Origin of the sequence: Dactylosporangium sp. NPDC005572 (genome assembly GCF_040605515.1) — a bacterium.
GTDB lineage: Bacteria > Actinomycetota > Actinomycetes > Mycobacteriales > Micromonosporaceae > Dactylosporangium.
In genome coordinates this window covers 1-23,833 of the sequence record NZ_JBEXCY010000183.1, presented here as the reverse complement: position 1 = coordinate 23,833, position 23,833 = coordinate 1, and the positions used below count along the sequence as shown (strand labels likewise).

The following is a 23,833-nucleotide window of genomic DNA, read 5'->3' as shown; positions in this document are numbered from 1 at the left end:
GCGCTGCGCCGGCTGCCGTGGCGCAGCGGGGCCGGTCGGGGCGGCGCGGCGGGCCCGGGCGCGCGGCCGGCCGCGGCGAGCCGCTTCGCCATGCCCCGCACGGTCGGGTGGTCGTAGAGGTCGCGGACGGCCGGGCTGACGCCGACCTTGCGCTCCCGCAGCGTGGAGACGACCCTGGCGGCGAGCAGCGAGTGGCCGCCGAGGTCGATGAAGAAGTCGGCCTCGGCCGACAGCTTGTCCGGCGGGATGCCGAACGCCTCGGCCCACGCGGCGCGGACCTGTTGCTCCAGCTCGCCCTCGGCGACGACGAACTCGCCGGCGGTGCGCACCGGGCGCCGGTTGACCGGGGCCGGCAGCCGCTTGCGGTCGACCTTGCCGCTGGGCATCGCGGGCAGCTCGGCGACGATGTCGAGGTAGCCCGGGACCATGTACGCGGGCAGCTTGTCCTGGAGCTGGTCGAAGAGGCGGTGCACCAGGTCGGGGTCGACGGCGGGCGCGACGACGTACGCCGCGAGCTCCTTCGCCTCGGACAGGGCCACCACCGCCTCGGTCACGCCGTCGTCCGCGAGCAGCACGCTCTCGATCTCGCCGAGATCGACCCGGTGGCCGCGGATCTTCACCTCGGCGTCGGCGCGGCCGAGGTACTCGATCTCGCCGTCGGCGGTGAGGCGCCCGAGGTCGCCGGTGCGGTACAGCCGGCCGCCGGGCGGGGCGAGGGCGTGCTCGACGAAGCGGTCGGCGGTCAGCTCGGGGCGGCCGACATAGCCGCGCGCGACGCCGGGCCCGCCGATGCAGATCTCGCCGACCTCCCCGTCCGGCACCAGGCGGCGCTGTTCGTCGAGGAGGACGACGCTGTACGTCGGCATCGGCCGGCCGATCGTCACGATCTTGCCGGGCCGCAGCTCGCCCCAGGTGGCGGTGACGGTGGCCTCGGTCGGCCCGTAGGTGTTGAGGATGCGCCGCCCCGGCCGGCTCCAGCGCTCGACGAGCTGGCCCGGGCAGGCCTCGCCGCCCACGAGCAGGTTGCGGATGCGGGGCAGCTCGCGGGGGATCGTGGCCAGGAGCGTCGGCACGCAGTACAGCACCGAGATCTCGGCCTCGTCGAGGAAGTCGGCGAGCTCGGCGCCGAACCGGCCGGAGTCGTTGGGCCCGGCCACCAGCGTCGCGCCGACCGACCACGTCGGCCAGATCTCCTCGATGGAGAAGTCGAACGCGATCGTCATGCCCTGGTAGACGCGGTCGCCGGTCCGCACGTCGTAGACGCCCGGGACCACGTCGAGGAAGTTGCAGATGCTCGACTGCCCGACCTCGACGCCCTTGGGGCGGCCGCTGGATCCGGACGTGTAGATGACGTAGGCGGCCGGGTCGTCGGCGCCGTCGGGCTCGGGCCGGTGGGCCGGCCCGTCCGCGGTGCCCACGTCGACCACGGTCAGCCCGGCGGCGCGGTCGGCGAGGGCCGGCTCGGTGAGCACCGCGACGATCAGGGCGTCCTCGGCGATGTACGCCACCCGGTCGGCCGGTGACTCGGGGTCGATCGGCACGAAGGCGGCCCCGGCCTTGCCGGCGGCGAGCAGCGCGACGTACGTCTCGACCGAGCGGCGCAGCAGGATCGCCACCCGGTCGCCGGCCGTGATCCCCAGGCCGCGCAGGTGGTGCGCGACCCGGTTGGCCCGCTCGTCGAGCTCGCGGTACGTGAGGCGGGCGTCGCCGCACTCCAGCGCGATCGCGTCGGGTGTGCGATCGCACGCGGCCTCGAAGACATGGTGCAGTCGTCTTGCGCCGCGCGGTCCGGCGGCCTCCGGTATGAGCTCGGGAGCGTGGGTCTGGCTCACGGATCAGCTCCGTTTCTGGGGCGTGGCGAAGCGGCCGCACCCAGGACGGACGGACGAACGGGCGCGGCGAGACAACGGATTGACGCCGCTATGCGGGCGGCACGGACACAGCCTGGTCCGTGACGGGCCGTGATCATGCGTGTGCGGGGGATTCTCACCATGAGACCACCCGGCGATCACCCGCGGCGGGTTCCGGGCGATCCGTGCCCCGGCAACGGCGTCATGGGGTTGGATCGGTGGTACGTCACATCGGCGTTCGGGAGGATTGGCATCTGTGAGCGCTCACAGTATGGTGCACGGCATGATCCCGCACGCCTGGTTCGAGTCCCTCACGCCGTCGCCGGCGGCGCTGCCCGCCCGCGCCCGGCTCGCGAGCTCCGCGCCGGAGCTGCCGCTCGACGGCGACTGGCGGTTCCGGTTCGCGGAGCGGGCCGACGGCCCCGCGGACTTCGCGGCGCCGGCGTTCGACGACTCCGGCTGGGACACGCTCGCGGTGCCGGCGCACTGGCAGCTGGCCGGGTACGGGGCACCCGCGTACACCAACGTCGACTACCCGTTCCCGCTCGACCCGCCGCGGGTGCCGACCGCGAACCCCACGGGCGACTACCGGCGCTCCTTCGCGGTACCGGCGCACTGGCCGGGCGGGCGGACCTGGCTGCGGTTCGACGGCGCGGACTCGGCGGCGCGGGTGTGGCTCAACGGGGCCGAGGTGGGCACGACGACCGGCAGCCGGCTGCCGACCGAGTTCGACGTCACCGGCCTGCTGGTGCCCGGCACCAACGTGCTGGCGGTCCGGGTCGTGCAGTGGAGTTCCGGCTCGTACCTCGAGGACCAGGACATGTGGTGGCTCTCGGGACTCTTCCGCGGGGTGTCGCTGGTGTCGCGGCCGTCGGCGGACGCGCTGGACGACGTGTGGGTCCGGGCGGAGTACGACCACCGCACGGGCACCGGCATCCTGCTCGTCTCGGCGCAGTCTCCCGCGACCGTCGAGATTCCCGAGCTTGGCCTCGACGCGCAAGTCGGACAGGTCGTACATATCCCCAATATCGAGCCGTGGTCGGACGAGCACCCGCGGCTGTACGACGTCGTCGTCAGCACCGGCACCGAGACGGTCACCGTGCGGACCGGGTTCCGGACGGTCGCGATCGAGGACGGGGTGCTCACCGTCAACGGCCGCCGGGTGCTGTTCCGCGGCGTGAACCGCCACGAGTTCCACCCCGACCGCGGCCGGGCCGTGACCGGCGACGACATGCTCGCCGACGTGCTGCTCATGAAGCGGCACAACGTCAACGCCGTGCGCACCAGCCACTATCCGCCGCACCCGCGGTTCCTGGAGCTGTGCGACGAGTACGGGCTGTGGGTCGTCGACGAGTGCGACCTGGAGACGCACGGGTTCTGGCACCACGACTGGAGCGGCAACCCGGCCGACGACCCGCGGTTCGAGGCGCTGTGCGTCGACCGGATGCGGCGCATGGTCGAGCGGGACAAGAACCACCCGAGCGTCGTGCTGTGGTCGCTGGGCAACGAGAGCGGCGCCGGGCGCAACCTGGCCGCGATGGCCGCCTGGGCCAGGGCCCGCGACACCGGGCGGCCCCTGCTGTACGAGCGCGACTGGACGTGCCGCGACGTCGACGTGTACAGCCGCATGTACCTCACCCACGCCGAGGTCGACGCGATCGGCCGGCACGCCGAGGAGCCGCTGCCCGACCCGGTCCTCGACGCCCGCCGGCGCGCGATGCCGTTCATCCACGTCGAGTACGCCCACGCGATGGGCAACGGCCCCGGCGGCCTGGCCGAGTACCAGGCGCTCTACGAGCGCTACCCGCGCTGCCAGGGCGGCTTCGTCTGGGAGTGGATCGACCACGGGCTTCGCACCCGCACGGCCGACGGCCGCCCGTTCTACGCCTACGGCGGCGACTTCGGCGAGGAGCTGCACGACGGGAACTTCGTCGCCGACGGCCTGCTGTTCCCGGACCGCACGCCGTCGCCGGGCCTGCTCGACCTGAAGAAGGCCGTCGAGCCGGTCCGCATCGCCCTGGTGGACGGCCTGACGATCACCAACCGGTACGCCGACCGCGGCCTGGACCACCTCCGCTTCCTGTGGACGCTGGAGGACGACGGCGCGGAGGTCGCCGCCGGGGCCCTGGCCGCCGTGGCCGCCGCCCCGGGCGGGACGGTCGACGTGGAGCTGCCGGACCTGCCGAAGACCGCCGGGGAGGCGTTCCTGACCGTCCGGGCCGTCCTGGCCGAGGACACGCCCTGGGCGCCGGCCGGGCACGAGGTCGCCTGGGCACAGTTCCCGGTCGGTGCGCCCGTGGTCTCCCCGCGGCCCTCCCCCGCGGCCGCGCCCGTCGTCGAGGACGGGTCGATCCGGATCGGGCCGGCCACGTTCGACGCCCGCGACGGCCGGCTGGTCCGGCTCGGCGCGCTCGCCGTCGACGGCCCGGCGCTGCAGGTGTGGCGCCCGCTGACCGACAACGACCGGGGCGCCCACGGCGAGGCGCTCGAGCCGCGCTGGCGGGCGGCCGGCCTGCACCGGCTGACCGCCCGCGTGGACGAGGTCTGCGCCGGTCCGGCCGGGCTCGTCGTGCGGACCCGGGTGGCGGCCGCCGCGTCCGTCGCGGGGCTGCACGTGCGGTACACCTGGAGCGGCATCGGCGACGACAGCGTCCGGCTCGTCGTGGACGTGACGCCGGACGGGCCGTGGGACGTGCCGCTGCCGATGCTCGGGCTGGTGCTCGCGCTGCCGGGTTCGCTGACGGAGGTGGAGTGGTTCGGGCGCGGGCCCGGCGAGGCGTACCCGGACACCGGCCTGGCCACGCGCGTCGGCCGGTTCACGGCTTCGGTGGCGCGGATGCAGACGCCGTACGTGTACCCGCAGGAGAACGGCCGCCGCGCGGAGGTGCGCTGGGCTTCCGTCACCGAACGGTCGGGCGCGGGGCTGCGGGTGGCGGGCTCGGCCCCGTTCGGGCTGACGGTCCGCCCGTGGCCGGCGGCGGCGCTGGACGCGGCCACGCACCCGACGGACCTGGCCCCGGACGGCCGCACCTGGCTGACGCTGGACGCGGGCCACAACGGCATCGGCTCGGCGTCGTGCGGCCCCGGCCCGCTCCCCCGCTACCTCCTTCCGGCCGCCCCGGCCCGCCTGGAGCTGACCCTGACCGCGCTCTGAACGCCTCAGGGGGCGTAGGCCGCCGTCAGCGCGGGCAGCGCGGTGCCGGACCAGTCGAACAGGGTCAGGTTGTCGTTCGGGTTGCCCTCGCCCGGGGTCCAGCCCACGCCCGGCAGCCAGCCCGGCTCCCAGGCGAAGAAGCCCGCGCCCAGGCCCGACGGCACCGCCGACAGGATGCGGCGCAGCTCGCGGAAGTACGCGGCCTGGCCGGCCGGGGTCGGCGGGTACGCCGCGCCGTCCGGCAGGGCCGCCGGGTCGGTGAGGAGGTTGGCCAGGCCGTCGCCGTTGCCCATCGTCCACGGGTACGACGTCTCGGTCACCACGAGCGGCCGGCCGTAGCGGGTCGCCAGGTCGGTCAGGTTGGCGGACAGCGCCGGCAGCGGGCCGTGCCAGAACGGGTAGTACGACAGGCCGATCACGTCGAACGCCACGCCCACCCGGTCGTAGAACCACCGCGAACCGCCGTTGTCGCCGCCGCGGTCGATGTGCACCATCGTCAGCATCCGGTGGCCGCGCGGGTTCGCGGCGCGGGCGCCGGACAGGGCCGCGTCGAGCAGGGTCGTGAACCCGGCCCAGTCGGCGCCCGACGGGCGGTAGATCTGGCCCACCGGCCACAGCATGCCGGCGGTGACCTCGTTGCCGGTCTGGATCATGTCCACCGGCGTGCCCTGGCGGGCGAAGGCCGACACGACGTCGGCGGTGTAGGCGCGCACGGTCGCCGCGAGGGCCGGCAGGTCCTGGCCGGCCCAGGCGGCCGGGGTGTTCTGGTGGCCGGGGTCGGCCCAGAAGTCCGAGTAGTGCAGGTCGAGCAGCACCTTCAGGCCGGCCCGCTTGGCCCGGGCGGCGAGGCGCAGCGCCTGGCCGAGGTCGCTGTAGCCGGGCGGCGGGGCGGTCCACACGCGCAGGCGGACCCAGGTGGCGCCGGCCGCGCGCAGGATGTGCTCGATGCGGTCGGTGCGGCCACGGAAGCGGTACCGCGCGCCGGCCGCCTCCTCCTGCAGCGTGAACGAGATGTCGGCGCCCCGGATGCCACCGGGAGCGAAGGTCGGGACCGGCAGCGGCAACGCCGCAAGGCCGACACCGGCCAGCAGCGTGCGTCGGGTCAGGGACATGGCGGTTCCCTTCAGCTGAACAGCGGGACCCCCGTGAGCGCGGCGCAGTGCGCGACGACCGCCTCCTGCGCAACCGGGTCGTAGGCCTGCTCGTTGAGCCGCACCTCGCGGCGGTCGTGGAAGAACGCGCCGGTCACGACGGCCGCCGGTTGGAACGACGTGGCCAGCCAGACCGGGGTCTCGGCACCCCGTGCGACGCCGAACGGGGCCGAGTAGTCGCTCATCCTGGTGCGGATCCAGCCCGGGTGCACCGCGTTGCAGCGCAGGTCGGGCCGGCGGCGGGCCACCGCGAACGCCAGCGCCGTCAGGGCGAGCTTCGAGCCGGCGTAGGCGGCGTCGGCCGTCCACGAGCGCGAGAGCTGCAGGTCGTCGACGTCGAGCTTGGCCCGGGCGATCGAGTCGGAGCTCACGAACACCAGCCGGGCGGACGGCGGGGCGAGCGCGGTCAGCAGGTACGGCGCGACGACGTTGACCTGGAACGTCTCCTCGATGCCGTCGGCCGTCACCGGCCGCTCGGCGCCGCGCGGCGCCCAGCCGGCGTTGTGGATCACCACGTCGAACGTCGGCATCGCCTGCGCCAGGGCCCGGGTGGAGGCCAGCGAGGCGAGGTCGCCGACCAGGAGGTCGCCGCCGCCGGGGCGGCGGCCGTGGCGCACCACGTGGTGCCCGCGCCGGGTCAGCTCGGCGGCGATCTCCGCGCCGATCCCGTCGGTCGACCCGGTGACGAGAACTGAGCTCATGGGAGGCACCGTACGTGACCGCTCACAGATCTTCCACACCCGATTTTCCCAGAAACAATCTTGCAACGAGGGGTTGACAGCACGGGTCGAAGGTGTCGAATCTGTGATCGCTCACAGACCACACACCCCTGAATCGCGGATCTGGAGGGCGACCATGCCCAGCACCCACACCCGGCGCAGCTTCCTGAAGGCGGCCGCCGGCGCGGCCCTGCTCGCCGCATGCAGCGACGACGACACCGACACTCCCACCAGCGGCGGGCCCGACGACCCCGCCGACCTGCAGTTCTGGACCTGGGCGACGAACATCGAACAGGTCGTCGACATCTGGAACAAGAAGAACCCGACGCAGAAGGTCACCGTCAACCGCCTCGCGCAGGGCGAGGAGCTCATCACGAAGATCCTGACCGCGCACCGGGCCGGCAACGCGCCCGACCTCATGCAGGCCGAGTACCAGGCGCTGCCGGTGCTCATCACCAACGGCGTGGCCAAGGACCTGTCGGCGGTCGCGAGCAGCGTCAAGTCCGAGTTCACCGACGGGACCTGGAACCTGACCTCGTTCGGCGGCAAGACCTACGGCATCCCGCAGGACGTGGGGCCGATGATGCTGTACTACCGCGAGGACCTCTTCACGCAGTACGGCCTGACGGTGCCGACGACCTGGACCGAGTTCGCCGAGGTCGCGAAGGTGGCCCGGCAGAAGGACCCGAAGCGGTACCTCGCCACGTTCTCCTCCGGCGACCCGGGCTGGTTCGCCGGCCTCGCCGAGCAGGCCGGCGCCAACTGGTGGACCAACGACAACGGCACCTGGACCGTCGCCATCAACGACGCGGCGACGAAGAAGGTCGCCGACTTCTGGGGCAGGCTCGTGAACGACGGCACGCTGTCGGGCAAGCCGATGTACACCCCGGAGTGGAACACCGCCATGAGCGACGGCACGCTGCTCGCCTGGCCCAGCGCCATCTGGGGCGCCGGCGTGCTCGAAGGCGTCGCCGGCAGCACCAAGGGCAAGTGGAAGATGGTCCCGATGCCGCAGTGGGACGCCGGCAGCCCGGCGACCGGCTACTGGGGCGGCTCGGCGACCGCGATCTGGGCCAAGTCGAAGCAGCAGGCCCAGGCCGAGAAGTTCGTGAAGTGGCTCAACACCGACCCCGAGTCGGTGGAGCTGCTGGTGAGCGCGGGCGGCATCTACCCGGCGTCCACGAAGGGCCAGTCGACGCCCGCGCTGTCGAAGGCGCCCGCGATGATGCCGAACCAGCCCACGTTCTACGCCGACGCGGCCGCGATCGCCAAAACGGCGCGGGGCTTCAACTGGGCGCCGAACGTCAACGTCACCTACAGCCAGTACAGCGACATCTTCGCCAAGGCGATCCAGGACAAGAGCGACTTCACCGCCGCCGCCGACGCCCTGCAGGCCGCGTCCGTCGCGGACCTGAAGAAGCAGGGCTTCACGGTCAAGGGCGCGTAGCGGTGCGCCGGCCCCGCCGGTCCGCCGGCGCCACCCCGTACGTGCTGCTCACCCCGGCCGTCGTCCTGCTCGTGCTCTTCCTGCTCGTCCCCATCGGCTACACGGTGTGGCTGAGCCTGCGCGCGTCCCGGGTCACCGGCGGGGGCCTGGGACTGCGCGTCGAGCGCTTCGTCGGCCTGGAGAACTACGCCGACGTGCTCAGCCGCCCCGACTACGTGGACGGCATCGTCCGGCTGCTCGGCTACGGCGCGATCGTGGTGCCCACGATGATGGGCCTCGCGCTGCTGTTCGCGCTGCTGCTCGACACGCCCGGGGTCCGCTTCGCGCGGGCCACCCGGATCGGCATCTTCCTGCCGTACGCGGTGCCGGGTGTCATCGCCTCGCTGCTGTGGGGCTTCCTGTACCTGCCGAAGGTCAGCCCGATCCGGGACGCCGCGGAGGCCGTCGGCCTGCCGGCGCCCGACTTCCTCACCCAGGGCTCGGTGTTGTTCTCGGTGGCGAACATCGGTATCTGGGGCGGTGTCGGCTTCAATATGATCGTGCTCTACACGGCGCTGCGGGGCATCCCGCAGGAGCTCTACGACGCCGCCCGCATCGACGGCGCCACCGAGGTGCAGATCGCGCTGCGGGTGAAGCTGCCGCTGCTCACGCCGGCCCTGGTGATGACCGGCATCTTCGCGCTCATCTCGACGCTGCAGGTCTTCAGCGAGCCGGCGACGCTGCGGCCGCTCACCGACGCGATCCCGTCCACGTGGGTGCCGCTCATGGCCGTCTACACCGACGCGTTCGTCAACAGCGACATCCACACGGCGGCCGCGGCCTCCGTCGTGCTCGCACTCGGCACGCTGGTGGTCTCGGCCACGGTACTGCGGGCGCTGCAGAAGCGGGCGTTCGAGTCGTGAGGGGCCGGCTGGTACCGTCGCTGGTCCTCGTCCTGGGCGCGCTCTACTGCGTCGGCCCGGTGCTCTGGGTGGTGTTCGCCGCGACCAAGGGCCCCGACGAGCTGTTCAGCACCTTCTCCTTCTGGCCGACCTTCGAGGGCGGCTTCACCTACAACCTGACCCACCTGCTCGACTTCCGCGACGGCGTGTTCGGCCGGTGGGCGCTCAACAGCCTGTTCTACGCGGGCTTCGGCGCCGCGCTGTCGGTCGCCGTGTCCACGATCGCCGGCTACGCCCTGGCGAAGTACCGCTTCCCCGGCCGCGAGACGATCTTCCTGGTCATCCTGGCCGGCGTGCTGGTACCGCAGATCACCCTGGCCGTCCCGCAGTACCTGCTGATCTCCGAGCTCGGGCTGGTCGACTCGTACTGGGCGGTCCTGCTGCCCAGCATCATCAGCCCGTACGGCATCTACCTGTCCCGCATCTACGCCGCGGCGGTCGTCCACGACGACATGCTGGAGGCCGGGCGGGTCGACGGGGCGGGCGAGTACCGCCTCGCCTGGCGGATCGGGCTGCCGCCGATGGTCCCGGGCATGGTGACGCTGTTCCTGCTCCAGTTCATCGCGATCTGGAACAACTTCCTCCTGCCGTACATCATGATCGCCGACGACCGGCGCTTCCCGCTCACCGTCGGCCTGTTCTCCATGCTCAACCAGGGTTCCAGCCAGCCGGCCCTCTATTCGCTGGTGATCATGGGCGTGTTCCTGTCCATCCTGCCGCTCATCGCGCTGTTCCTGTTCCTGCAGCGGTACTGGCGGCTCGACCTCGTGAGCGGATCAGTGAAAGGATGACCATGCGGTTTCCGGACGGCTTCGTGTGGGGCGCGGCCACCGCCGCCTACCAGGTGGAGGGCGCCGTCGACGAGGACGGCCGGGGCCTGTCCATCTGGGACAGCTTCACCCGGGTGCCGGGTGCGATCGCCGGCGGTGACACCGGTGACGTCGCCTGCGACCACTACCACCGCTACCCCGAGGACGTCGACCTGCTCGCCGGCCTCGGGCTGGGCGCCTACCGCTTCTCGGTCGCCTGGCCGCGGATCCAGCCCGACGGGCGCGGCCCGGCCAACCAGAAGGGCCTCGACCACTACCGGCGCGTCGTCGAGCGGCTGCTGGAGCGCGGCGTCACGCCGTACGTGACCCTCTATCACTGGGACCTCCCGCAGGCCCTCCAGGACGCGGGCGGCTGGCCGGAGCGGGACACCGCCCACCGGTTCGCCGAGTACGCGGTGCTGGTCCACGACGCCCTCGGCGACACCGTGCGGCACTGGACGACGATCAACGAGCCGAAGGTGGCCAGCCACGCGGGGTACGGCACCGGCATCCACGCCCCCGGCATCCGCGACCTGGCCCTGCGCGACCGGGCCGTGCACCACCTGCTGCTCGGGCACGGCCTGGCGCTGCAGGCGCTCCGGCCGGGCGGCAACACGCTGGGCATCACGCTCGACGTGAGCCCGGTGCTGCCCTACTCCCCCGACCCGCAGGACATCGCCGCGGCCCGCCGGGTCGACGTCGACAGCCACCGGCTCTTCCTCGACCCGCTGCTGACCGGCCGCTACCCGGCCGCGCTCGACGCGGTCCGCGACGGCGACCTGGAGCTCATCGCCGGGCCGCTGGACTTCCTCGGCGTCAACTACTACCGCCGCATCTATGCCCGCGCGGTGCCGCACGGTGCGCTGCGGGCCGAGGAGCTGGCCCCGCCCGGGCTGCCCGTGACCACGGTCGGCTGGCCGGTCGAGCCCGACGGCCTGCGCGAGGTGCTCGTCATGCTGCGCGACGACTACCCGGGGCTGCCGCCGCTGTTCGTCACCGAGAACGGCGCGGCCTTCCCCGACGTCGTGGCGGCCGACGGGAGCGTCGACGACCCGCTGCGCGTGGATTACCTGCACCGGCACCTGCTCGCCCTGCGCGAGGCGATCCAGGCCGGCGTGGATGTCCGGGGGTACTTCGTGTGGACGCTCCTCGACAACTTCGAGTGGGCGGAGGGCTTCGCCGCCCGCTTCGGCATCGTCCGCGTCGACTACGCTGACCAGCGGCGGGTGCCCAAGACGAGTGCGCGCTGGCTGGGCCGGGTGGCGCGGGACAACGCCGTGCCGCCCCGGTGATCGTTTGAGTGACGGCTGACTGCACGAGGGAGCGCTGTGTCCGACGGCACCACTCCGGATGCCCCGCATCCCAAGTCGCGCGGCGCGGCCCGGCGGGCGATGCGCCGCGGGCCGACGATCGACGACGTCGCCGAGCTCGCCGGCGTGTCCCGCGGGACCGTGTCGCGGGTGCTCAACGGCGCGCGGTACGTGAGCCCGGCCTCGCTCAAGGCCGTCGAGCGGGCCATGCGCCAGACCGGCTACACGGTCAACCAGAGCGCCCGCAGCCTGGTCACCAAGCGCTCCGACGCGGTGGCGTTCGTGCTGTCCGAGCCGCAGGAGCGGCTGTTCGAGGACCCCAACTTCAGCGTCCTGCTGCGCTCGTGCACCCAGGCCCTCGCCGCGCACGACATCAGCCTCATCCTGATGCTGGAGTCCGACGAGGACGAGCGGGACCGCGTGCTGCGGTACGTGCGCGGCGGCCACGTCGACGGCGTGCTGCTGATCTCCGCGCACTCCGGCGACTCGCTGATCGCCAGCCTGGCCCGCGGCGACGTGCCCACCGTCGCCTGCGGCAAGCCGGCCGGCGACATCGGCATCCCCTACGTGGCGGCCGAGGACCGCGAGGGGGCGCGGCAGATGACGCGGTACCTCGTGGAGCAGGGCCGCAAGCGGATCGGCATGATCGGCTGCCCGCAGATCGCCGGCGGCGCCGAGCGGCTGGAGGGCTACCGCGACGTCCTGGGCCGCCGGGCGCTGCGCCGCCTGGTCGTCGACGCCCCGAACTACAGCCACGCCGCGGGCGCCGAGGCGATGCGCCGCCTGCTGGCGACCAGCCCCGACATCGACGCCGTCTTCGCCGCCTCCGATTCGCTCGCCGCGGGCGCCCTGACCGAGTTACGCCGCGCCGGCCGCGGCGTCCCCGACGACGTGGCGGTCGGCGGCTTCGACGACTCCCGGATCGCCCAGGAGACCGACCCGGCCCTGACCACGATCCGCCAGCCGCTGGAACTCGTGAGCCGCAACATGGTCGACGTCCTGCTCCGCCTGATCCGCCGCGAGCCGTCCGCGTCCCGCCTGCTGCCGACCGAGCTGGTGGTCCGCGAGTCCGCCTGACCCCAGATGTTCATTTGCGGTCGCGGGCCGCGCGCCGATGATGGATCCCGTGCCGCAGGTCGCACCCGTGAGGCCGCCTGACACCGTCGGCCCGCTCGCCCGGCAGGTCGCCGTCGTCGACGCGACCCTGCGCTGCTCCGAGCTCGACATGAGCTTCCGCACCGACCCCGGGCTGGCCTGCGTGGCCGTGCTGTACCTCGACGGCGGCATCGGCCTGATCAGCCGCGACCGCTTCGCGCAGCTGATGTCGGGCCCGTTCGGCTACGGCCGGGCGCTGTGGGAGAAGACCCCGGTCGGGCGCACCGCCGACCCGGCCCCGATGATCGTCGACGAGGACGCGCTCGTCGTCGACGTCTGCGAGCAGCTCGGCCGGCGCGACCGGGTCCGCCGCTACGACGAGGTGCTGGTGCGCCGGCCCGGCGGGCGGCTGGCCCGGGTGTCGGCCGCCCGGCTCTACGAGGCGCTCGCCGACCTCATGGCCCACCAGGCGGTGCGCGACCCGCTGAGCGGCCTGGTCAACCGGGCCCACTTCCTCAGCCGGCTCGCCGTCGCCTGCCGCGACACCCACCAGCCGGGCGTCGCCGTCGTGTTCGTCGACCTCGACCGGATGAAGCAGGTCAACGACACGCTCGGGCACAACGTCGGCGACCGGCTCATCGTCTCGGCCGCGCACCGCCTGGTCGGCGCGGCCCGCGACGGCGACCTGGTGGCCCGGCTCGGCGGCGACGAGTTCGCGGTCCTCGGCCGCCTGGCCGGCGGGTCCCGCCCCGACCTGTCGGCGGTCGCGCTCGGCGAGCGGTTCCGGCTGGCCATCGCCACCGCCGACCCGGAGCTGCCGGCCGGCGCGCACAGCGTGGCCAGCGTCGGGGTCGCGGTCGGCGCCGCCGGGACGGACGCGGAGACGCTGCTCAGCGAGGCCGACATGGCGATGTACCGCGCGAAGCAGGCCGGCGGCGACACCGTCCGCATCGCCCTGGACGTCGGCGCGCAGCTCGACCCGCACCTCTCCGACGGCATCCTGACCGCGATCGACCGGCAGGAGCTGCGGCTGTTCTACCAGCCGATCATGGGCCTCAACGACGGGCGGGTGCACTCCGTCGAGGCCCTGGTGCGCTGGCAGCACCCGCGGCTCGGGCTGCTCACCCCGGACCACTTCCTGCCCGACGTGCACCGGGCCCGGCTCCTGCCGGCGCTGGACCGCTGGGTGCTCGACCGCGCCTGCGCCGACCTGGCGGCGTGGGACCGCACGCTGGGGGCGCAGGCGCCGCGGTACGTCAACGTCAACCTCACCGTCGAGACGCTCGTCGGCGACGGCCTGGCCGGCCAGGTTCTCGGCGCCACCGACCGGGCGGCGCTCGCGCCGGCCCGGCTGCGCGTGGAGCTGCCCGAGTCGGCCGACCTGGCCCAGCTCCAGGACGTCACCCGCCAGCTGCGCGAGCTGCGCGCGCATGGCGTCGGCATCGTGCTCGACGACATGGGCGCCGGCTCGGCGACCCTGCGCCACCTGTCCGTCCTGCCGGTGACCGGCGTGAAGATCGACCGCTCGTTCGTCGCCGGCATGCTCGCCAACCGCAACGACCACGCGGTCATCAAGCTGCTGGCCGACCTGGGCCGCAGCACCGGCCTGGACGTGACGGCCGAGGGCGTCGAGAGCGACGAGCAGCTCGACCGCCTGCGCCACCTCCACGTGCCGTACGCGCAGGGCTACCTGCTCGGCATGCCGGCCCCGGCCGACCACCTGAGCACGCTGCTGCGCACCGGCCGGCCGCGGGGCGTCGCCCGCCTACCTTCGCCGAACACGGCGCTGACCCCCGGCTGACCGTCCGTCCGTGACCGGCGGCCGGTCCGCGCGGCCCGGCAGGTGACCGATCGGGTGATCGGGCCGGGTTCCCGGGCGTCATGCGCCCGGCCGCGGTCAGGGTAAACGCGTGCGTGTTGGCGTTGGCGTTGTCGCATTGCTCGTGCTGGTCGGTGGCTGCAGCGGTGGCGGGGACGGCCCCGACAAACCGATCGCGGCGACCGTCTCCGGGGCGGCCGCGGTGGTCGTGAAGGGCACCTTCGTCGCCGCGTCCGCCGCGCCGTCGGGCACCACCGCGTTCCTGTACGACCCGGGCGCCGTCAAGGGCCCCGCGTCGGCCCAGCTGACGCTCCGCGAGGACGCCGGCCACACGAAGGTCACGCTCGCCGTCGACGGCTTCGCACCGAACCGCAGCTTCGGCGCCCACCTGCACGCGAAGCCGTGCGGCCCCGATCCGGCCGACGCGGGCGGGCACTTCCAGCACCAGCCGGATCCGGCGGCGAGCCCTTCGGGCGACCCGCAGTACGTCAACCCGAACAACGAGATCTGGCTCGACTTCACGACGAACGACCAGGGCCACGGCCAGGCCGTCGCCGAGCAGGACTGGGACCTGACTCCCGGCCACCGCCCGGCCTCCCTGGTGATCCACACGATGGCGACGATGACGTCCCCGGGCGTGGCCGGCTCCGCCGGCGCCCGCGTCGCCTGCATGACCATCAAGTACTGACCCCTGGGACGTATCCGCCGGTCCTGTCGCGCCGCTCCTGCCGGCAGTGGCACGGGGTTCGTATGCTGTGGCCTCTCCCCCGCGAACCCTTCAGGAGCGAGGCCGTGCAGATCGAGATCACCTCCGACCCCAGCGAGCTCGCGGCCCTGCACTCGTGGCTGCGCTCCGACCGCGACCTCCTGCGCACCGCCGACGTGACGGCGTCCGCCGGTCAGGGCGGCACGATGAACGCGGTGGAGGTGATCAACCTCGTCCTGACCCACGTGGCCGCGGGGGCCAACTTCGCCCTGGCCTTCGAGGCCTGGCGCCGCACCCGCCGCCGCCCGCAGCCGCTCACCCTGACCCGCCCCGACGGCACGAAGCTGACGGTGGACCCGGACTCCCCGGCGGCCAAGGAGGCCATCATCGAGTTCCTCTCGAAGTGACCACGGCGTCAGATCCAGCCGCGGCTTCTCGCGATCCGGGCCGCCTCGTGGCGGTTCGCGGCGCCGGTCTTGCCCACCGCTGACGACAGGTAGTTGCGGACCGTGCCCGGGGACAGCGCCGCGCGGCGGGCGATCTCCTCCACCGGGGCGCCGTCCGCCGCCAGTGACAGTACCTCCGACTCCCGCGTCGTCAGCGGCGAGACGCCCGCTGTAATCGCCTCCGCCGCGAGCTGGGGGTCGACGTAGCGGCCGCCGGCGTGGACCGTGCGGACCACCGTCGCCAGGGTTTCCGCCGAGACCGTCTTGGCCAGGAAGCCCCGCACTCCCCCGGTCAGGGCGCGCTTCAAGTGGCCGGGCAGGCCGTGGCTCGTGACGATCATCGTGTGGCAGGTCGGGACCTCCGTGTGGAGTACCCCTGCCACCGCCACGCCGTCCAGGTCCGGGAGTTGCAGGTCCAGCACCGCCACGTCGGGGCGGAGCGCGCGGGCCAGGGACAGTGCCTCGCTGCCCGTTGCCGCCTGGGCCACCACCTCCAGGTCGTCCTCCAGGGACAGTAGCGCCGCCAGGGCGCCGCGGATCAGGTGTTCGTCGTCGGCCAGCAGGATGCGGATCATGACAGCGGTAGCTCCACCGACAGGCGGAACAGGCCCGCCGACGGGCGGGTGGCCGTGACCGTGCCGCCCAGGGCCGTGATGCGCTCCGTCAGGCCGATCAGGCCGCCGCCGAACGGGACCGGGCCCGTTGGGGCGCCGTCGTTCTCCATCTCCAGGCGGACGGAGGCCGGTACGCAGCGCAGCGTGACCGTGCAGGTGCGGGCCTCGCTGTGGCGCAGGAGGTTCGTCGTGCCCTCGCGGACCACCCAGCCCAGGGTGCCCTGGACCGGCTCCGGCAGGTCGGCCGCCTCGCCCACCACCCGGCACGTGATGCCGGCCGACGCCAGCAGGGCGCGGGCGCCGGCCAGCTCCGTGGGGAGGCCGGCGGCGCGGTAGCCGCCGACGATCGAGCGGAGCTCGGCCAAAGAGTCCTGGGCGATGCGGCGCACCTCCAGCATCTCGTCGACCGCCTCCGTGCGGCCGCGCTTGGCCAGCTGGGCGGCGAGCTCGGCCTTCAGCGACACGACCGACAGCGTACGACCCACGACGTCGTGCAGGTCGCGGGCGAAGCGCTGGCGCTCCTCCGCGACCGCCAGGCCCGCCTGGACGTGCCGGGCCCGGTCCAGCTCGCGGACGACGCCGAGCATCCACAGCGACGTCCGGTAGGCGAAGACGACGCCGGTGAGCATGCCGCCGAGGGCGATCGCCACGCTGCCCTGGCCGGCCGCGACGGCGACGCCGCAGGCCAGGAGGACCGCGACGACCGACCAGCGGGGGCGGATCGCCGTGGACAGCGCCGCGATGTAGCAGCCGGCCAGGACGAGCAGGATCGCCGAGGCCGGGCCGTCGGGGCGGCCGGGGTGAACGGCGAACCCCGCCCCGACCCCCACGACGGTCAGCACCCCGCCCAGGACCATCAGGCGGACCGGGCGGGGTCGCTGGCCGAGATAGTGACCGATGCCGTTGCGCACCAGCAGAAAGCAGACGACGGTGTGCACGACGGTGAGGGCGGCGATCGTCAGCGCCGGATACAGACCGATGTCGACCTTGACGAACGACCCGATGAACAGCGGGGCGAAGAGGACATAGCCGTAGAAGCTGGCCCGGGTGTAGAACTCGAACCGCTCCGCCTGCGACTTGGACCGCCACCACGTCAGCATCGCCCAGACCCTACCTGCGGGGTTCCCAGCGGAACCAGCGTCGCACGCCCAGCCAGGCGACCACGGTCCAGGCCGCGAGCAGCCCGGCCGGGGCGAGCGACGAGCGCAGCGCCCCGCCGAACGACGGACCGGTCCAGCCGAGGCGCATCAGCTCCATGGCCGGGGTGAGCGGCAGGAACCGCAGGACCTCCTGCACGGCGTCGGGCAGCGACGAGAGCGGTACCGCGATGCCCGCGCCGATGAAGCACACCAGGAGCACCGGCAGCGTGGTGATCTGGGCCAGCTCCACGGTGCGGGTGAAGGCGGCGCTGACCGCGGCCAGGGCGACGAACACGGCGACCCCCGCCAGTACCCCCACCACCAGCACCGGAGCGTTGACCGGCACCGGCAGCCCGAGGAACGCGGCCGCGGCGGCGACGAAGAGCACCATCTGGATCAGCGCCACGACCAGGGACGGGCCGGCGGTGCCGAGCAGGATCTCGGCGTCGGTGAGCTCGCCGGTGCGCAGCCGCTTGAGCACCAGCTCCTCGCGGCGGGCGACGAAGGTGGTCACCAGGTTGTAGTACAGCACCGCGACGAGCACCAGGGCCAGCATCCCCGACACCAGCCGCGCGTTGAACCCCGGATCGGCGTCGCGGACGGCGCCGGCGGTCACCGCGACGAGCGGGACGGGCAGCACGACGGCGTTGAACAGCGCCATCCGGTTGCGCAGCAGGAGCAGCAGCTCGGCCCGGCCGAGCGCGACGAGGCGCCTCATCGGGGCTCGTTCGCGATCGACAGGAAGACCTCCTCGAGCGACGCCGAGCGGGCGTCGAGCCCGGCCAGCGCCACGCCGTCGCGGTCGGCCCAGGTCAGCAGGGTCAGCAGCGCCGGTTGCAGCTCGTCGGTCTGCACGACGACCCGGCCGCGCTCGACGACGGCGGCGCCGGGGAGGGCCGGCGGCTCGACGCCGGACGGCAGGCCGAACGAGATGCGGGCCGGGTGCGCGTCCACCACCTCCCGGACCGTCCCGGCGGCGACGACCGTGCCGCGGTGCATGATGGCCAGCCGGTCGGCCAACTCCTCCGCCTCCTCCAGATAGTGCGTGCTCAGCAGCACGGTGACGCCGTCGCGGACCAGGTCGCGCAGCAGGTTCCAGGCGTCGCGGCGGCTCTGCGGGTCGAGGCCGGTCGTCGGCTCGTCGAGGACGAGGACCTCGGGCCGGCCGAGGACGGCCAGGGCCAGGTCGAGCCGGCGCCGCTCGCCGCCGGAGAGCTGCCGGACGCGTACGCCGGCCCGGTGGTCGAGCCCGGCGAGGGTGAGCGCCTCGGGCACCGGTCGCGGCGCGGTGAGGGTGCCGGCCCACATGCGGGCCACCTCGACCACGGTCAGGTCGCCGGGGAAGCCGGCGTCCTGGAGCATGACCCCGGTCCGCGGGCGCACCCGGGAGCGCCGGGCGACCGGGTCGTGACCGAGGATCCGCACGCTGCCGCCGCTGGGCCGGGCCAGCCCCTCGACCAGCTCCAGCGTGGACGTCTTCCCGGCGCCGTTGGTGCCGAGGAGGGCGAACAGCTCGCCCCGCTCGACGCTGAACGACACGTCCCGCACGGCGCTGAAGTCTCCGTACCGCCGACTCAGCCCGCTCACCTCGATGACAGCCATGCGGAAAGTCTGGGTCCGGCGCGGAGGCGCCAGCAGTGCCGCTGCGCACCGGTTTCGATGGCCCCCTCACGCCCGGACGATGACAGATGTCACCGTAGACTCCGGTGAATGGTCCGTGAGATCTCCCTGCCGGACGGCTCGCCGGCCTGGCTGGTGACCCGCTACGCCGACGTCCGGGCCGGCCTCGCCGACCCGCGGCTGTCGCTCGACAAGCGCAACTCGGCCGGCGGCTACGCCGGGTTCTCGCTGCCGCCGCGGCTGGACGCGAACCTGCTGAACATGGACGACCCCGACCACGCCCGCATCCGGCGGGTGGTCGGGCCGGCGTTCAGCCCGCGCCGGGTGCTGGCGCTGCGGCCCGCGCTGGCCTCCCTCGCCGGGTCGTTCTCCTTCGACGGCCCGTTCGACGTGGTCGCCGACTACGCGACGCCGCTGTCGCTCGCCGTCATCGGTGAGCTCCTCGGGGTCTCGCGGGACGATCTTTCGCGGCTGCGGTCGTCGACGACGGCGCTCATGGGCGGGTCGCCGGACGCGGCGGCGGCGATCGAGGCCTTCCTCGTCGAGCTGATCTCACTCCGGCGGGCGCAGCCGGGCGACGACCTGCTCTCCGCGATGATCGCGGCGCCGCTGTCCCCGGACGAGCTGACCTCGCTCGCCTTCCTGACGATCTTCGCGGGGTACGAGAACTCGATCAACCTGATCGCGAACTGCGTGCTGCTGTTGCTGGAGCGGCCGGCGATCCTGGCCGCGGTCCGGGGCGACGAGGAGCTGCTGCGGGCGGCGGTGGACGAGACGCTGCGGTTCGAGCCGCCGGCGCCGGTGTCGATCCGGCGGTTCGCCACCGCTGAGCTGACCTTCGGCGACGTGACGGTGCCGGCCGGCGCGACGGTGCTGCTCGGGATCGCGGCGGCGAACCGGGATCCGGCGGTGTTCGACGCTCCGGACGAGTTCCGGCTGCGCCGGCCGGCCGCGCCGCACCTGGCGCTGGGGCACGGCCCGCACCACTGCCTGGGCGCGGCGCTGGCGGTGGTGTCGGCGACGGAGGCGGTCGGCGCGCTGCTGGCCCGGCACCCGGGTCTGACGCTGCGGTCGTCGCGGTGGCGCCCGTCGTTGCGGACGCGGTCGCTCGAGATGCTGCTCGTCTCGCCCTGAAACCGGCTCCGAAAATTATGGAGACCGGCATCCACGGGGGAAGATGCCGGTCTCACTGATCACTGTAAGGCCTTCGCGGCGGAAGTGCCAGACTGGTTTTCGCCGGGTTTCGGTCAGGCGCCTGCTTGCGCCGTCACCGGCTTGCCGCCGAGCGCGGTCAGAAGCCCTCGCTGACCACGGCGAAGGTGTAGTTGACGCTCGTCGAGACGGCGACGTCGTACCAGCCGCAGTAGTAGGTCGCCGGGGTGCCGGCCGGGACCGTGCCCGCGTTGTCGGCGCAGAGCAGCACCAGCGAGTGCGAGTTGTTGTCGGTGAACACCGCGGTGTTCACGGACTGGTTGTAGCCGCCGGACGAGCTCGACCACAGGCCGTTGTTCTGCCACCGGTAGGTCGCCCGCCAGCCGGGCTCGTTCGCCTGGAAGTCGGTCGTCTCGGTGTTGTTGTCGTTGCAGGTGTTCGTGCGCGGCGTCGCGGTCGCGTAGGTGACGCCGGCGACCGTGATCCGGCCGACCTCCGGGCGGTTCACGGCGATACAGCGGGCGTGTGCGGTGCCGGCGAAACCGGCCTGCACGACGATCATCGTGGCCGCGAACGACATCGTGGCGAGTGCCGCGCGCAGTCCCCTGGATCGGATGGTCATCCTGGTCCTCCTCGGAAACGTTGGTGCGGTCAGGCAACGGCACGGTGGTTGCGCCGCCGTTGTGATCGCCACAACCGCGCCGCAACAGGCGGGCGCTACAACCGGGCGGACACAGACGTGCGAGGAGGTTTCCCGTGAAGAGATTCGCCGCGGCGGTGGTGCTGGGGCTCGTGACGGTGGCCGGGGCGGCGGCACCGGCGACGGCCGGGCCGACCCCGCCGTCCGGGTGCCCGGCCCGGGAGGTGGTGGCGGTCGACGGGGCCGTGCGGGAGATGAACCCGCCGAACCGGCCGTCGCTGGTCTTCACGGTCACGGCCCTCGGGTGCGCGGCCGGCAGCGTCGACTTCCGCACCGCGGTCGGCCCGGTGCCCGCGGCAACCCCCGGCGCCGACTACACCGTCGCGACCGGCACGGTCACCTGGGCGCCGGGGGACCCGCCGGACCGGCAGGTCGCGGTCGAGGTGGTCGGCGACCTCATCCGGGAGCCCGACGAGCTGCTCAACCTGGAGCTGGTGAACCCGGCCGGGCTCACGATCCTCGACGGGACCGCGACCGGCACGATCCTCAACGACGATCTCGACCTGGTGCTGTACCACCCGGACAGCGAGCCCGACTGCGACCGGATCGACTGGGCGTGCGACCTGTGGGTGCTCTCCTCGCAGAAGGCCTCGGTGCCCGTCACCGTCGGGTGGATGACGGCCGACGGCACCGCCACCGGTGGCGACGACTTCGTGCCCGTGCCCAGCGGTACCGTCGTCATCCCGGCCGGCGCGAACAAGGCCAAGATCACCGTCCACCTGCTGCCGGGCGCGACCGGGTACTTCTACGTGCGGCTCGCGGGCGGGGCCGCGACGACGGTGATCATCTGAGCGCGCAGCTCGGCGAGGTTGCGCCGCAGGCAGGCCTCCTCGTGGGCGTCGGGCACCCCGGACCGCAGGGCGAGGCCGGCGCGCAGCAGGTCGCCGGCCGCGGCGAGGTCGCCGAGGCGCAGGCGGGCCTCGCCGAGCCGGTTGAGGATGCGCGCCTCGGCGTGGCGGTGCCGCAGGCGCCGGCTGAGCGCGAGCGCCGCGGTGAACCGCTCGACGGCCTCCGGCAGCGCGCCCATGGCCAGGGCGGTCAGTCCGAGGTTCACCAGGGCGTCCATCTCGTACCGCAGGTCGCCGATCGCCCGGCTGACCCGCAACGCACCGTGGAAGCAGTCCCGGGCCTCGTCGAACGCGGCCCGGTGGAGGTGGGCCTCGCCGAGGCTGTCCAGGGCGCCCGCCTCCAGCCGCCGGTAGCCGAGCTCCCGGCTGCCGGCGAGCGCCGCCTCCAGGTGCTCGAAGCTGCGCTCGGCGCGGTCCATGCGGATGTACGTGTAGCCGAGGTTGCGCCGGGCCGCGACCGCCCCGTGCCGGTTGCCCGAGCAGGTGTGCAGCCGTAGCGACAGCCGGTAGGCGGCGATCGCGGCCGGGAAGCGGCGCAGCTCGGCGTTGGCGCCGCCGATGTTGTTGTAGACGTAGGCCAGGCCCCGCGCGTCGCCGAGCTCGCGCAGCAGGGCGAGGGCGCGCAGGTGGCTGGCGAGGGCGGGCTCCAGGCGGTAGGTCGCGCGGTACGCCACCCCGAGCGCGCGGTGCATCTCGGCCTCGACCGCCCGGTCGCCGAGCCGGCGGGCGGCGGCGATGGCGTGCCGGCACATGTCGACCCGCTCCGACCAGTTGCCGCGGGCGCCGAAGAAGCCGCTCAGCAGGTAGGTGAGCTGGCAGGCGGCCGCCTCCTGGCCGCCCTGCGCCGCCTGCCGGACCAGCACCGGCAGGTTGGCGAGCTCGGCCTCCAGGAACGCCAGCGCCGCGGCGCGCGACGCGGCGAACGGCACCGGGGGCGCCGGATGGCGCAGGACCGGCGCGATGCGGTCCTGGCTGCTGTCGAGGACCTGGTTCGCGGCGTGGGCACACACGAGGTACCAATCCATGATCAGCTCGGCGGTGCGCGCCCGCTCCCGCTCGTCCGCGCGGCCGCGGCCGTAGGCGCGGATGAGGTCGTGCATGCGGTACCGCCCCGGTGCCGGCTGCGTCACCAGATGCGCGGCCGTCAGCTCGCCCAGGCCGTCGGACGGGCCGAGGGCGGCGCACAGGGCGAGCGCGACGTGCGGGCCGGGGTGCAGGCTCAGCCGGCGCAACAGCCGGCGGGCCGGCGGGGTCAGCGCGCGGTACGCGCTGTCGAACACGGCGGTGACGCTGCGCGCGTCGTCCTCGACGCCGAGGTGGGCCAGCCGGTCGCGCTCCAGCTCGCCGGCCGACGCGGCGATGCTGCGGCCGGGCTCGGTGACCAGCTTCGCGGCCGCGATGCGCAGCGCGAGCGGCATCCGCCCGCACAGCGACACCAGCCGCTCGGCGGCGGCCGCCTCGCGGGCCACCCGGTCGGCGCCGACCACCCGGGTCAGCAGCAGCGCGGCGTCGCCGGGGCCGAGCACGTCGAGCGCGACCGAGCGGACCTCCGCGTGGGTGACGAGCGCCGGGAGCTGGTGGCGGCTGGTGACGAGCAGCAGGCTCGCCCCGGCGCCGGGGAGCGCGGGCATGACCTGGTCGGTGCGGCCGGCGTCGTCGAGCACCACGAGCATGCGCCGGCCGGAGAGCAGCGTGCGGTACATCGCGACGCGCTCGCTGAGGTCGTGCGGCATGCGGTCGTCGGGCACCCCGAGGCAGCGCAGCAGCACGGCCGCCACCTCGGCCGGGGCCAGGGCGGTCGCCGGGTCGTGGCCGCGGAGGTCGACGAAGAGCTGCCCGTCGGCGTACCGCGCGGCGACCCGGTGCGCCCACTGCACGGCCAGGGCGGTCTTGCCGATCCCGCCGTGGCCGCGGACGAGCACGACCCCGGTCCCGGCGAGCGCGTCGAGCGCCCCCAGCTCGGCGGACCGGCCGGTGAACCAGCCGACCGGCGGCGGCAGCTGGGCCGGCCGGGTCACCGCGGGCAGCTGGAGCAGGTCGCCCTGCTGCCGCTCGCCGCGCAGCAGGGCGGTGTGCAGCTCACTCAGCTCCGCCGACGGGTCGACGCCGAGCTCCTCGGCGAGGGCCGCACGCAGCCGGCGGTACGCCTCCAGGGCCTCGGCGGTCCGGCCGCACCGCGCGAGGGCGAGCATGTGCAGCCCGGCCACCCGCTCCTGGAGCGGCTCGGCGGCGACCAGCCGCTCGGCCTCGGTGAGCGCCTCGGCGGACCGGCCGGCCGCGAGCAGCGCCTCGCACCGGTCGGCGAGCGCCGCC

General features: G+C 73.8%; 20 protein-coding genes. 11 read left to right on the top strand and 9 right to left on the bottom strand.

The window, feature by feature from the left end; translation table 11 throughout:
* Window positions 1–1,832 (bottom strand): non-ribosomal peptide synthetase (locus tag ABZS66_RS47800; RefSeq protein ID WP_354769704.1); only part of this gene is annotated, 1,832 nt, incomplete at its 3' end.
* A 301-nt stretch (window positions 1,833–2,133) separates the two neighbouring features.
* Between ABZS66_RS47800 and ABZS66_RS47795 the strand changes: the two genes are divergently transcribed.
* The gene (locus ABZS66_RS47795; protein ID WP_354769703.1) at window positions 2,134–5,004 is read left to right on the top strand and encodes a glycoside hydrolase family 2 TIM barrel-domain containing protein; all 2,871 of its coding nucleotides are present in this window, start codon (window positions 2,134–2,136) and stop codon (window positions 5,002–5,004) included.
* Window positions 5,005–5,009: 5 nt separating this feature from the next.
* On the opposite strand, the gene ABZS66_RS47790 is transcribed toward ABZS66_RS47795, so the two are convergent.
* Window positions 5,010–6,116 (bottom strand): glycosyl hydrolase 53 family protein, encoded by a 1,107-nt coding sequence (locus tag ABZS66_RS47790; protein ID WP_354769702.1) that lies wholly within the window; start codon window positions 6,114–6,116, stop codon window positions 5,010–5,012.
* Window positions 6,117–6,127: 11 nt separating this feature from the next.
* The gene (locus tag ABZS66_RS47785) at window positions 6,128–6,856 is read right to left on the bottom strand and encodes an SDR family NAD(P)-dependent oxidoreductase (protein ID WP_354769701.1); all 729 of its coding nucleotides are present in this window, start codon (window positions 6,854–6,856) and stop codon (window positions 6,128–6,130) included.
* A 154-nt stretch (window positions 6,857–7,010) separates the two neighbouring features.
* On the opposite strand from ABZS66_RS47785, the gene ABZS66_RS47780 reads away from it, so the two are divergent.
* From ABZS66_RS47780 to ABZS66_RS47745, 8 genes are all read left to right on the top strand, one after another.
* Window positions 7,011–8,321: a sugar ABC transporter substrate-binding protein gene (locus ABZS66_RS47780; RefSeq protein WP_354769700.1), complete on the top strand. Its 1,311-nt coding sequence runs from the start codon at window positions 7,011–7,013 to the stop codon at window positions 8,319–8,321.
* 2 nt (window positions 8,322–8,323) lie between these two features.
* Window positions 8,324–9,223 (top strand): sugar ABC transporter permease, encoded by a 900-nt coding sequence (locus ABZS66_RS47775; RefSeq protein WP_354769699.1) that lies wholly within the window; start codon window positions 8,324–8,326, stop codon window positions 9,221–9,223.
* Window positions 9,220–10,053 (top strand): carbohydrate ABC transporter permease, encoded by an 834-nt coding sequence (locus ABZS66_RS47770; protein WP_354769698.1) that lies wholly within the window; start codon window positions 9,220–9,222, stop codon window positions 10,051–10,053. Before ABZS66_RS47775 ends, ABZS66_RS47770 begins: the two co-directional genes overlap by 4 nt.
* Window positions 10,050–11,363 carry a GH1 family beta-glucosidase gene (locus tag ABZS66_RS47765; RefSeq protein WP_354769697.1) on the top strand — a complete coding sequence of 438 codons (1,314 nt, stop codon included), beginning with the start codon at window positions 10,050–10,052 and terminating at the stop codon, window positions 11,361–11,363. The genes ABZS66_RS47770 and ABZS66_RS47765 overlap by 4 nt, the downstream gene beginning before the upstream one ends.
* A gap of 36 nt (window positions 11,364–11,399) precedes the next feature.
* Window positions 11,400–12,458, top strand: coding sequence for a LacI family DNA-binding transcriptional regulator (locus tag ABZS66_RS47760; RefSeq protein WP_354769696.1), 1,059 nt, complete (start codon window positions 11,400–11,402; stop codon window positions 12,456–12,458).
* Between the two features lie 67 nt (window positions 12,459–12,525).
* Window positions 12,526–14,277: an EAL domain-containing protein gene (locus ABZS66_RS47755; protein ID WP_354769695.1), complete on the top strand. Its 1,752-nt coding sequence runs from the start codon at window positions 12,526–12,528 to the stop codon at window positions 14,275–14,277.
* A 109-nt stretch (window positions 14,278–14,386) separates the two neighbouring features.
* A complete protein-coding gene (locus ABZS66_RS47750) occupies window positions 14,387–14,983 on the top strand; it encodes a superoxide dismutase family protein (RefSeq protein WP_354769694.1) in 597 nt (198 codons plus the stop codon).
* Between the two features lie 104 nt (window positions 14,984–15,087).
* Complete coding sequence (locus ABZS66_RS47745; protein ID WP_354769693.1) at window positions 15,088–15,408, top strand: hypothetical protein; 321 nt, start codon at window positions 15,088–15,090, stop codon at window positions 15,406–15,408.
* An 8-nt stretch (window positions 15,409–15,416) separates the two neighbouring features.
* On the opposite strand, the gene ABZS66_RS47740 is transcribed toward ABZS66_RS47745, so the two are convergent.
* From ABZS66_RS47740 to ABZS66_RS47725, 4 genes are read right to left on the bottom strand one after another with little or no spacing between them, the layout of a single operon-like run.
* Entirely contained in the window at window positions 15,417–16,022 is a 606-nt protein-coding gene (locus tag ABZS66_RS47740) for a response regulator transcription factor (protein WP_354769692.1), read from the bottom strand.
* Window positions 16,019–17,161: a histidine kinase gene (locus ABZS66_RS47735; protein WP_354769691.1), complete on the bottom strand. Its 1,143-nt coding sequence runs from the start codon at window positions 17,159–17,161 to the stop codon at window positions 16,019–16,021. Before ABZS66_RS47735 ends, ABZS66_RS47740 begins: the two co-directional genes overlap by 4 nt.
* Before the next feature lie 10 nt (window positions 17,162–17,171).
* A complete protein-coding gene (locus ABZS66_RS47730) occupies window positions 17,172–17,918 on the bottom strand; it encodes an ABC transporter permease (RefSeq protein ID WP_354769690.1) in 747 nt (248 codons plus the stop codon).
* Entirely contained in the window at window positions 17,915–18,802 is an 888-nt protein-coding gene (locus ABZS66_RS47725; RefSeq protein ID WP_354769689.1) for an ABC transporter ATP-binding protein, read from the bottom strand. The genes ABZS66_RS47730 and ABZS66_RS47725 overlap by 4 nt, the downstream gene beginning before the upstream one ends.
* Before the next feature lie 108 nt (window positions 18,803–18,910).
* On the opposite strand from ABZS66_RS47725, the gene ABZS66_RS47720 reads away from it, so the two are divergent.
* Entirely contained in the window at window positions 18,911–19,954 is a 1,044-nt protein-coding gene (locus ABZS66_RS47720; RefSeq protein ID WP_354769688.1) for a cytochrome P450, read from the top strand.
* A gap of 157 nt (window positions 19,955–20,111) precedes the next feature.
* Here ABZS66_RS47720 and ABZS66_RS47715 read toward each other — a convergent pair whose 3' ends face one another.
* Complete coding sequence (locus ABZS66_RS47715; protein WP_354769687.1) at window positions 20,112–20,594, bottom strand: hypothetical protein; 483 nt, start codon at window positions 20,592–20,594, stop codon at window positions 20,112–20,114.
* A 134-nt stretch (window positions 20,595–20,728) separates the two neighbouring features.
* On the opposite strand from ABZS66_RS47715, the gene ABZS66_RS47710 reads away from it, so the two are divergent.
* Entirely contained in the window at window positions 20,729–21,463 is a 735-nt protein-coding gene (locus ABZS66_RS47710; RefSeq protein WP_354769686.1) for a Calx-beta domain-containing protein, read from the top strand.
* On the opposite strand, the gene ABZS66_RS47705 is transcribed toward ABZS66_RS47710, so the two are convergent.
* Window positions 21,418–23,833: BTAD domain-containing putative transcriptional regulator (locus tag ABZS66_RS47705; protein WP_354769685.1), on the bottom strand; the 2,416-nt coding region annotated here is incomplete at its 5' end. The two genes, ABZS66_RS47710 and ABZS66_RS47705, sit on opposite strands and share 46 nt — an antisense overlap.

Bases quoted from the DNA above. Each gene is read 5' to 3' on its own strand.
- ABZS66_RS47795 (WP_354769703.1), top strand. From the start codon at position 2,134: ATGATCCCGCACGCCTGGTTCGAGTCCCTCACGCCGTCGCCGGCGGCG.
- ABZS66_RS47790 (WP_354769702.1), bottom strand. From the start codon at position 6,116: ATGTCCCTGACCCGACGCACGCTGCTGGCCGGTGTCGGCCTTGCGGCG.
- ABZS66_RS47785 (WP_354769701.1), bottom strand. From the start codon at position 6,856: ATGAGCTCAGTTCTCGTCACCGGGTCGACCGACGGGATCGGCGCGGAG.
- ABZS66_RS47780 (WP_354769700.1), top strand. From the start codon at position 7,011: ATGCCCAGCACCCACACCCGGCGCAGCTTCCTGAAGGCGGCCGCCGGC.
- ABZS66_RS47765 (WP_354769697.1), top strand. From the start codon at position 10,050: ATGACCATGCGGTTTCCGGACGGCTTCGTGTGGGGCGCGGCCACCGCC.
- ABZS66_RS47740 (WP_354769692.1), bottom strand. From the start codon at position 16,022: ATGATCCGCATCCTGCTGGCCGACGACGAACACCTGATCCGCGGCGCC.
- ABZS66_RS47735 (WP_354769691.1), bottom strand. From the start codon at position 17,161: ATGCTGACGTGGTGGCGGTCCAAGTCGCAGGCGGAGCGGTTCGAGTTC.
- ABZS66_RS47730 (WP_354769690.1), bottom strand. From the start codon at position 17,918: ATGAGGCGCCTCGTCGCGCTCGGCCGGGCCGAGCTGCTGCTCCTGCTG.
- ABZS66_RS47725 (WP_354769689.1), bottom strand. From the start codon at position 18,802: ATGGCTGTCATCGAGGTGAGCGGGCTGAGTCGGCGGTACGGAGACTTC.
- ABZS66_RS47720 (WP_354769688.1), top strand. From the start codon at position 18,911: ATGGTCCGTGAGATCTCCCTGCCGGACGGCTCGCCGGCCTGGCTGGTG.
- ABZS66_RS47715 (WP_354769687.1), bottom strand. From the start codon at position 20,594: ATGACCATCCGATCCAGGGGACTGCGCGCGGCACTCGCCACGATGTCG.